General features: G+C 62.4%; 12 protein-coding genes. 6 read left to right on the top strand and 6 right to left on the bottom strand.

What is annotated here, in order from left to right:
• Window positions 1-140 precede the first annotated feature (140 nt).
• The 4 genes from GSQ73_RS17140 to GSQ73_RS17125 all read left to right on the top strand — a co-directional run bounded on the left by GSQ73_RS17140 (window position 141) and on the right by GSQ73_RS17125 (window position 2,303).
• A complete protein-coding gene (locus tag GSQ73_RS17140; RefSeq protein ID WP_158886143.1) occupies window positions 141-1,010 on the top strand; it encodes an SPFH domain-containing protein in 870 nt (289 codons plus the stop codon).
• An 87-nt stretch (window positions 1,011-1,097) separates the two neighbouring features.
• Window positions 1,098-1,289, top strand: a complete 192-nt coding sequence (locus tag GSQ73_RS17135; RefSeq protein ID WP_158886141.1) for an Arc family DNA binding domain-containing protein — start codon at window positions 1,098-1,100, stop codon at window positions 1,287-1,289.
• 18 nt (window positions 1,290-1,307) lie between these two features.
• Window positions 1,308-1,502 (top strand): DUF4177 domain-containing protein, encoded by a 195-nt coding sequence (locus tag GSQ73_RS17130; RefSeq protein WP_158886139.1) that lies wholly within the window; start codon window positions 1,308-1,310, stop codon window positions 1,500-1,502.
• Between the two features lie 27 nt (window positions 1,503-1,529).
• Complete coding sequence (locus GSQ73_RS17125; protein ID WP_158886137.1) at window positions 1,530-2,303, top strand: CPBP family glutamic-type intramembrane protease; 774 nt, start codon at window positions 1,530-1,532, stop codon at window positions 2,301-2,303.
• Window positions 2,304-2,313: 10 nt separating this feature from the next.
• On the opposite strand, the gene GSQ73_RS17120 is transcribed toward GSQ73_RS17125, so the two are convergent.
• Together GSQ73_RS17120 and GSQ73_RS17115 are read right to left on the bottom strand one after the other, a co-directional pair.
• The gene (locus tag GSQ73_RS17120) at window positions 2,314-2,700 is read right to left on the bottom strand and encodes a hypothetical protein (protein ID WP_158886135.1); all 387 of its coding nucleotides are present in this window, start codon (window positions 2,698-2,700) and stop codon (window positions 2,314-2,316) included.
• Window positions 2,701-2,747: 47 nt separating this feature from the next.
• Entirely contained in the window at window positions 2,748-3,128 is a 381-nt protein-coding gene (locus tag GSQ73_RS17115) for a DUF423 domain-containing protein (protein ID WP_158886607.1), read from the bottom strand.
• Window positions 3,129-3,210: 82 nt separating this feature from the next.
• On the opposite strand from GSQ73_RS17115, the gene GSQ73_RS17110 reads away from it, so the two are divergent.
• Together GSQ73_RS17110 and GSQ73_RS17105 are read left to right on the top strand one after the other, a co-directional pair.
• Window positions 3,211-3,819, top strand: a complete 609-nt coding sequence (locus tag GSQ73_RS17110; protein WP_158886133.1) for an SCO family protein — start codon at window positions 3,211-3,213, stop codon at window positions 3,817-3,819.
• The gene (locus GSQ73_RS17105; protein WP_158886131.1) at window positions 3,816-4,280 is read left to right on the top strand and encodes a copper chaperone PCu(A)C; all 465 of its coding nucleotides are present in this window, start codon (window positions 3,816-3,818) and stop codon (window positions 4,278-4,280) included. Before GSQ73_RS17110 ends, GSQ73_RS17105 begins: the two co-directional genes overlap by 4 nt.
• Before the next feature lie 8 nt (window positions 4,281-4,288).
• Here the strand turns inward: GSQ73_RS17105 and GSQ73_RS17100 are convergent, their stop codons facing one another.
• The 4 genes from GSQ73_RS17100 to GSQ73_RS17085 all read right to left on the bottom strand — a co-directional run bounded on the left by GSQ73_RS17100 (window position 4,289) and on the right by GSQ73_RS17085 (window position 8,872).
• A complete protein-coding gene (locus tag GSQ73_RS17100) occupies window positions 4,289-5,170 on the bottom strand; it encodes a cytochrome c oxidase assembly protein (RefSeq protein ID WP_158886605.1) in 882 nt (293 codons plus the stop codon).
• Between the two features lie 96 nt (window positions 5,171-5,266).
• Entirely contained in the window at window positions 5,267-7,183 is a 1,917-nt protein-coding gene (locus GSQ73_RS17095) for a Gldg family protein (RefSeq protein WP_158886129.1), read from the bottom strand.
• Between the two features lies 1 nt (window position 7,184).
• Entirely contained in the window at window positions 7,185-7,919 is a 735-nt protein-coding gene (locus GSQ73_RS17090; protein ID WP_158886127.1) for an ABC transporter permease subunit, read from the bottom strand.
• On the bottom strand, window positions 7,916-8,872 hold the full coding sequence (locus GSQ73_RS17085) for an ABC transporter ATP-binding protein (RefSeq protein WP_158886125.1): 957 nt from the start codon (window positions 8,870-8,872) through the stop codon (window positions 7,916-7,918). The genes GSQ73_RS17090 and GSQ73_RS17085 overlap by 4 nt, the downstream gene beginning before the upstream one ends.
• Between the last annotated feature and the right edge of the window lie 113 nt (window positions 8,873-8,985).

The raw sequence follows: 8,985 nt of genomic DNA, 5'->3' as shown, positions 1-8,985 counted from the left end.
GGGAATGCGGCGTACCGAACGGCTTCATCAGGCTCTCCAAGCAAAGGAGTGAATTGTAGATGTGGCCACGCGGAAACCACCCTATTGCATATGATATCTTTTTGATATCTAATTTGCTCACACACGGGGAGACGATGGTCATGAACGAGCGCGAAGGTTTTTCGATTTCCGGTATTCCGTTTCTGTTGTTTCTGCTGCTGCTGGCGATCGCCGGCGCGGCGCTCTATTACCACGCAGGCATCGACAGGATGGCGACCTACGGCGCGGTCGGCGTGGTGATCCACGCAGCCGTGGTGTTCATGCTGAAAGGTTTTTTCCAGGTCGCGCCGAACGAAGGCCAGGTGCTGCAGCTGTTCGGCAAGTACGCCGGTACCGCGCGCAAGGAAGGCCTGCGCTGGACCAACCCGTTCTACAGCAAGCAGCGCCTCTCGCTGCGCATGCGCAACTTCGAAAGCGGCAAACTGAAGGTCAACGACAGCGACGGCAACCCGATCGAAATCGCGGCCGTGGTGGTTTGGCAGGTGATCGACACGGCCGAAGCGGTGTTCTGCGTCGACGACTACGAAAACTACGTGCACATCCAGACCGAATCGGCGCTGCGGCAGATGGCGCAAAGCTATCCCTACGATTCGCACGAGGAAGGCGTCCCTTCGTTGCGCAGCCACGGCGACGTGATCAACTCGCACCTGCGCGACGAGATTCACACACGCCTCGGCAAGGCCGGCGTGGAAGTGATCGAGGCGCGCATCAGCCATCTCGCGTACGCGCAGGAAATCGCCCAGGCAATGCTGCAACGTCAACAAGCCGGCGCGATCATCGCGGCACGTACCAAGATCGTCGAAGGCGCGGTCAGCATGGTTGAAATGGCGCTGGATCAGCTGGCCAAGCGCGGCGTGGTTCAGCTCGACGAAGAGCGCAAGGCGGCCATGGTCAGCAACCTGCTCGTGGTGCTCTGCGGTGAACGCGGCACGCAGCCGGTGGTGAATACCGGCACGCTCTACAACGGTTGAGGTGACCCCATGATTGCCGTGCTCATCATCATCTTCGTCGCCTTCATTGCCGGTGGCGTCTGGCATAGCCGGCGCCACTGAGAACGCATGGCCGCCGAGAAAAAAGCCTATCCATTGCGCATCAGCGCTGCCGTGCTCGACGCGATGCAGCGCTGGTCCGACGACGAACTGCGCAGCGTCAACGCGCACATCGAATACGTGCTGCGCGACGCGCTGCGCAAGGCCGGGCGACTGAAGCCCGGCAAGAGCGAGCCGGTAACGGACGATGACGACAACTGAAACATCGAGGAGCGAACCATGGCTGTGAACTGGGAATACAAGGTGATCACGCTCAAGCACGGTGGCGGCGGATTGAAACTCACGGTGACACCCGACGACGACGAAGCCATCGCGTCGCTCAATCGCGAAGGCGCGAATGGCTGGGAACTGGTCAGCGCGGTCTGCACTTATCCGGGGCAACCGATGATGTTTTATCTCAAACGACCACGCTGACCACGAAGGTATTCGGGAGCGCTTGCCATGTCCGTCCTGCCACCGGCGCTGCCCGCGCGCCATGCCAACCTGAAAATTGCGCTGCTGCTGGGCGCTGCAGCCATGCTGGCCACGCTTGCGCTGATGCCCTATCTGGTTGCGATGATGTCGCAGAAACTGGCGCACATCCCTGTTCCGCTGTCCGTGGTCATAGCAGCACAGACCGCGCAGACCGCGGTGCTTTGCTGGCTTGTTGGATGGCTTGGCCTGTATCTCGGATCGTCCTACGGGCTGGACGCACCGTGGCTTCGCTCACGAATCGAGCGGCGATCGTCATCCATGCACTCGCGCTGGGCATGGACCATTTTTCTCGGCTTCATTGCGGGTGCGATTGTGCTTGGCCTGTCGTTGTCCGGGTCCAGCGAAATGCCGCAACATGGCCGTCAAGCTCTTGCCAACGCCGGTCGCGGTTTCCTCGCATCGTTCTACGGCGGCATCGTGGAAGAGACCGAGTTCAGACTGGGGCTGATCAGCGTTCTGGTATGGCTGATTGCACGATGCAACGGGCGCATTGCCACGTCGTGGATGTTTGTCGTCGCGATCATTCTGGCAGCGCTGCTCTTCGGTGCGGGTCATTTGCCGGCAGCATTTGCGAGCGGCATGGCTCACGCGACGTGGCCGGTTCTGCGAATCATCCTGCTCAACGCGCTGGTCGGTTCGGTCTTTGGCTGGCTGTTCTGGAAGTACGGACTCGAACACGCGATGGTCGCGCATTTCAGCGCCGACATCGTTCTGCATGTGATCGCGCCGCTGGCTTTGTAGCGGACGCTACTCAGCGATCGCTGGATGCGATCAGCTGCAACTGCGGCAGTTGGATCGGGTCGAGCCTGCCGCTGTCTTCGACAACGAAGAGTTGTCCGTCGCGCTGCGCCAGCGCCGCGACTTCACCGAAGCCGGTGGTGCGATCCAGTGTATGCAGAAGGCGACCGTCGTTCGCGTCGTAGACAGTGAGCTGATTGGCCTTGTCGTCGGCAACCAGCAGCCAGTCGTGACTGGCGTCCTTCCATCGCACCAGCGTGTTGAACGTCGACTCGGATCGACTGGTCACGGCGCGTGCGCGTGACAAACCAAAGCCATTCGCCACCACGATCGCCAACGCCACCAGCATGCCGGCAGCTGCGAGCGGACGAAGTTTGCGTTGGATCGATGGGGTGTTCATGGCCGACATGCTGACGCCGTGGCATGACACGCGGATGACGCGTGGACTCAATCCTGCGAACGAAGCGACAGTCCCAGGGCGATCCAGCCGATGATGAAAGCCAAGCCGCCGAACGGCGTGATGATGCCCGTCCAGCGCGGCGCGCCAAGCGCCAACCCATACAAGCTGCCGCTGAACAGCAGGATGCCCAGCACGAACGCGACAACGGCGATGCGTCCACTGCGACCACGGCCCAGTGCGACACCCAACACCAACGCCAGCGCATGCCAGAGGTGGTAACTCATCGCGGTACGCCACAGCTCGACCCCATCGGTATGCGCCTGAAGCGTTGCGTGCAACGCATGCGCACCGAACGCACCCAGCAGCACCGCGCTGCCGCCGGCAAGGCCGACGAGCAAGGCCGACCGCGTGCTGACAAGTTGTCGCATCATCGCCAAAATCCTCGGTTCACGAAGGCCGCGCTGCGACCACTGTCGTATGCTTGATCGGATGAAGACTCCGGATTCTCGCATGAAGCTTCGCCACGCATGGTTGCTTGCCTTTGCGCTGATCGTCGGCCTGCTGCTGGGCGGCTGCCAGCGCAACGAGCCATTGCCGTTGCGACTTACCGACGTCAGCGGCCACATGCCCGATCTCGATTTCGCACTCACCGACGATGCCGGCCAGGCTGTCACTGGCGCCGACTATCACGGCAAAGTGGTGCTGCTGTATTTCGGCTACACGCATTGCCCCGATGTCTGCCCGCTCACGCTGGCCCATCTGCACGTGGTGATGGAACGGCTAGGTCCGCTGGCCGATGGCGCGCGCATTTTGTTCGTCAGCGTGGATCCGGCGCGCGATACACCAGCGGTGATGCGCGCCTACGTCAGCGCATTCGATGCGCATGCGACCGGCCTGACCGGCGACGCGCGCGCCATCGAGGCGTTGAGCAAACGTTATCGATCGGCCTTCACGCGCGAGCCGGCGAGCAGCGACGGCAGCTATGAGGTCAGCCACAGTTCGGCCATCTATCTGTTCGACCGCGATGGCCGCGCGCGCGCGCTCGCCACGCCGTCCGCATCGCAGGACGATCTTGTCCACGATCTTCACTTGCTGCTCGATACCGGGACCAAGCCATGAATGTTCGTTGTCTCTGCGTTGTGCTGATATGCGCCCTGTCGTGCGCGACCGTGCATGCCAACGATGCGCAGCACATCCACGCCAGCCACGGGTGGATACGCGTGCTGCCCGGCGACCTGCCTGCCGGTGCGTACGTCACGCTGCAAAACGATAGCGATCGCGTCGTCTCGCTGACCGGCGCGAGCAGCCCCGCGTACACCGAAGTGATGCTGCACCAGAGTTCGACCACCGGCGGCATGAGCCGCATGACGATGGTCGACGCATTACCGATTCCGGCCCATGGCAACGCCGTGCTGGCGCCGGCCGGTTACCACTTGATGCTGATGAAGGCGGTGCATCCGATAAAGCCCGGCGATACCGTCAAGCTCGCGCTCAAGTTCGGTGATGGCAGCACGGCCGTTATCGATTTCGTCGCGCGTCCGGCCAACACCGTGGATGACGATACGAACGCCGGCCACTGATGGATTGATCAACGTCGGGCTTGTGCCGGCGCGGCAGCTGCTCGGCGCGATATCGGCAAACGCGTTGCCCGCTTCGGCAAACGGCCACTGCGCGACAGGCGCAACCATTGGCGCAACGCCATCAGTCCACCGATCGATTCGATCAACGCCGCGGGCACCCAGGTAATCACGCCGCCGATCAGCTGCCCGGTCAGCACGTTGAACGTGAAAGCGCGTCCGCAGATTTCAAAGATCGGATACAGATCGGCCTTCGAGAACGTGACGATGGCCCCGGCGACGATCTGCGGTGTCATCGTCACGGCCGGCGACAGCACGCGCAGACCGGCGGTCATCCGACCCGGCGGATGCGGCCGGTGATCGAGCACCAGCGACCAATAGGCGAAACCGCTGATCAGCATCGTCCAGTTCATGAAGCGATACACGCGCCAGTCGAGCATCGCCATCGTCTGCAACGGTGGCACCAGCCAGATCAGCACGAACACGATGAAGAGCACGGTGGCGACAACCGGATTGAGAATGACACCGGTCACGAGCCGCCATGGCCAGGACCGCTGCAACGGTCGCAGCCCGTGCACGCGCCAGGCCAGCGGCAATCCCGCGCGCAGCACGCTCGCCGGATACGAAGTAACGATCAGCAACGGCGTCAGGTGATGCAGCAGCAACTGCTGGATGCGATGCATGAAGAATTCATGCTCGGCGAAGTAATCAAGGTACGTCTGCAGCGACAGGTAGATGATCGCCATGCCGAGCCAGAACACCAGCCGGCGACTGCCGCTCACTTTCAGCCGACGACTGCCGCGCAGATACAGCACGCAGGTGGACGCGAAGATCGCGAGGAAAATCCACGAGAACTCCCACGGCACTACCCATTTCAACAGCGTTGCCATCACGTCAATGCACCCGCGATCCCGATCGCGCAGGCCGCGGATGGCGGCGAGCAAGCTTAGCGCCGCGGTCGTGCGCGGCCTTGCGGCAGATTGCCGCCATCACGTGCGTTGCCGGCTGCGACGACTTCGGCGCCAGCCGTAAATCAGTCCAAGCAGGATCACCAGCGCCGGCACCAGCACGATGTTGATGAACTTGATGCGGAAGCCGAGCGCATCGATCTCGCCATTGAGCTGGTGCTGCACGTCCCGCAGCTCCTTGTTGATCGCGAGCTGACGCTGGCGGAACTGCTCGATCTCGTGGCGCTGTTCGACCGACGCCGTATTCGCCTGACTGCCCTTGACCGGCTGCAGTTCGTCGAGCCGCCTGCGCGTTTCGGCGAGCTGCTGCTCCAGCTCCTGTTCCTTCTGGTGGAATTTCTGGTCGGCTACATTGCGCAACGCATCGACGCGCGTGAAAGGCCGCTGCGATGTCGATCGCCCGCGAATCGACAGCAGCGCGGACGAACCGCTGAGGTTGTCTGCAAGGTTCGCCACGAAATCGCCGTTGCTGGCGAAGGGCTGCATCATCGTCTGCCCGAAAACCGATTGCGGCTCGACCCACATGCGATCGCTGAGCAGGTCGGTATCGGCAAGCAGGATCACTTCCGCGTTCGGCACGGATTCGGCCAGATGTCCTGGCTCCTTCGCGCGCTCGTCGAAAGCGCTGACGAACGGTCCGCGCAATCGCGCCGCCAGCACGTAGTGTGCGTTGTCCGCCTTGTAACCCTGCAGCAAGGCGGTGGGATCGTTGCTCGATGACATCACCCGTTCTGCCGGAACCACTTCGGCCTCGGTGCTGCTCTGCAGGAGCGGAAACAATCGCGTGTGCGCGTTCGGCGTGAGATCGAAATAACCCGCCGTGGAAATGTTGATGCGCTGCAAGCTCGCAGTCACCACGTCATCGCGGTTGAGTTCCTGCGTGCCCAACCCGAGCACGGCCGGATGATTGAGACTGTTGCCGGATAATTCGATCGGCAGCGACAGCGCGCGGTCGAGCACGACCTTGTGCGGATCGTAAGCCACGCCCCATGCTGCGAAGAGACGCGGAAGATCCGAACTGTGATCGGGCACCGGACCGCTGGCAGCGTCGTAAGGCGTATTGTCGAGCTCCGCGTCCGGATCGACGAACACCACCAGACGCCCGCCGCGCAACACGTACTGGTCAATGGCGTACTGCGCGTTGTCGGTCAACGCGCGTGGATGGATGAGCAGCAGCACCTTGATGCTGTCATCGATGTGCGAGAGCGTCGCCTGGTCGATCTTTCGTATGTCGAACAACTGCCCGAGCTGCTGCATCACGGTCCACGGCTGTTCGCCAAGCACGCTGTTGCCATCGACCTGCAGCGAACTGATGACACCGATCGCCGGCTTGTTCGTCTGGTTCAATTCGTACAACAGCTTGGCGACGTCGTATTCGAGAAATGCTTCGCGCGATGGATCGAAGAAGGGAATGGCCAGCGTCTTTTCCGGCGCGCGCTCGTCACCGGGATCGCTATCGACCAGGCTCGACATCGCGCCCCCAGCGAGACCGAAAAAGACCCGCTCGCCGTTGCTGCCGCCGCTGGCAGGTGTGAGCCCGTTGCCTTCCGCGCTGGCCTCATCATCGGAGTAAGGCACCGGGTCGATGATCTGCAGGCGAACGTGACCACGCGAGCGTGCAACGATTTCCTGCAACATCTCGCGCACCCGCTGCTCATAGCTGCGCAGTTGCGGAAGATCGCGCGTGGCGTGGTCGGAAAAATAAAGCGTAAGCCGCAAAGGCCGCTGCAGCGAGTCGACGATCTGCGTGGTGCCGGGCGTCAACGTGTACAGCTGATCGGTGGTGAGGTCGATGCGCGGCGCGTGCGTCCAGCGGCTGCTGGCAACCACCAGGGGCAGGAATACCAGCACCAGCAACACCAGCAATGCATAGAGCACGATGCGCCGGCTGACATGCAGCCGTGTCGAGAGAGTGCGCGGCAGACGCATACGGGCCATCTCAGCGCGTCCGCTTCAGGTCGAGCAACAACACGCCGGCGATCAGCCAGCCGATCATGCTCAACGCGAAGTACAGCAGATCACGCAGATCGAGCACGCCGCGCGCAATCGCCTCGAAGTGCCGCAACATCGAAAGATGCGCCACGCCGTTGATCACTTTGCGCGGCAGCGTGCCCTGGAAAAAATCCAGCACCTGTTGCTGCCCGGCGAGTATCAACAACACGCACACCAGCGCGGTGAGAATGAAAGCCACCACCTGGCTGCGCGTGAGTGCGGAAAGGCACGCGCCGATCGCGATGAAGGTACCGGCCATCATCCAGCTGCCGAGATAGCCCGCGAGAATCACGCCGTTGTCGGGCGCGCCGAGATAGTTGACGGTGATCCAGATCGGCAGCGTCAGCACGAGCGCGAGGCCGATGAACAACCATGCTGCAAGAAATTTTCCGAGCATCGCCTGCCACAAGGTGAGCGGCAGCGTCAGCAACAGTTCCAGCGTGCCGCCCTTGGTTTCCTCGGCCCACATGCGCATGGTGATCGCAGGCACGAGGATCAGGTACAGCCACGGATGCATTTCGAAGAACGGCTGCAGGTCGGCCTGCCCGCGCTCGTAGAAATCGCCCGCGTAAAACGTGAGGATGCCGGCCAGCACCAGAAAGATCACCAGGAACACATACGCCACAGGCGTGACGAAATAACTGCGCAGCTCGCGCCGCATCACCGCGCCGACGGCGGTCATGCCCTGCTCTCCTGTGGGGTGGCGGCGGTGATGGCGTCGGACGTCGTGATCTGACGGAATACTTCGTCCAGCCGTCCACGTTCGAGCTGGATTTCGGACACTTCCAGGCCCTGTTCGCGCAGCAGCGTTTCGACCGCATCGAGAATGCGTTCACCCGCCTTGGGGAACACGGTGATCCGGCCATCAAGCGGATCGACCTCGATCGCCGCGACCTGCGGCAAACGGCCGAGCATTTCCTGCGACATGCCGCTGCCCGGCGCGCTGAAACTCACCGCGCCGTGATAGCGCGAACGCTGCTCCAGTTCCGCCGGCGTGGCGTCGGCCTGCAACTTGCCGCGGGCGATGATCACCACGCGATTGCACAGCGCATGCACTTCCTCGAGTAGATGCGTCGAGATGAGAATCGTGCGATCGCGCGCCATCATGTCGATGAGTTGCCGCACCGCGTGCTTCTGGTTCGGATCCAGGCCGTCGGTGGGTTCGTCCAGCATCAATACCGGTGGATCGTGCAGGATCGCCTGCGCCAGTCCGACTCGCCGCCGAAGCCCCTTGGACAGGGTGTCGATGCACAGTCCGAGCACTTCCTCAAGCTGCAGGCGCTGCACCACGTCATCGAAACGCCGGAACGCCACATCGGATTTGAGCCCGCGCACGCGCACGATGAACAGCAGGAATTCCCGCACCGTCAGCTCGCCGTAACTGGGCGCGCCTTCGGGCAGATATCCCAGGGCGCGCTTGGCCTTCAGCGGCTCGCGGATAACGTCGTAACCGCACACCCTCGCCGTGCCCGAAGTGGGGGCCAGGAACCCGGCAACCATGCGCATGGCGGTCGATTTGCCGGCGCCGTTCGGACCGAGCAGGCCCAACACCTGACCGGGCTCGACACGGATGCTCAGCGCGTCCACCGCTGTCAGGCTGCCGTAGCATCGTGTGAGTCGTTCGGTTTCGATCATGTCCGGTGATGGATCGCTGCGGTATTCAATGTCGTGCGCCGAAGATGTTCAAGGTCGGCGCAACACCGTTTCTGCAATGTACCGCAAGAGTTCGGCGAAGTTCGCCGGTGGCT

The organism is Rhodanobacter sp. L36, from assembly GCF_009765755.1.
In the GTDB taxonomy this organism is placed as follows: Bacteria; Pseudomonadota; Gammaproteobacteria; order Xanthomonadales; family Rhodanobacteraceae; genus Rhodanobacter.
This window is presented reverse-complemented; position numbering and strand designations above follow the sequence as displayed.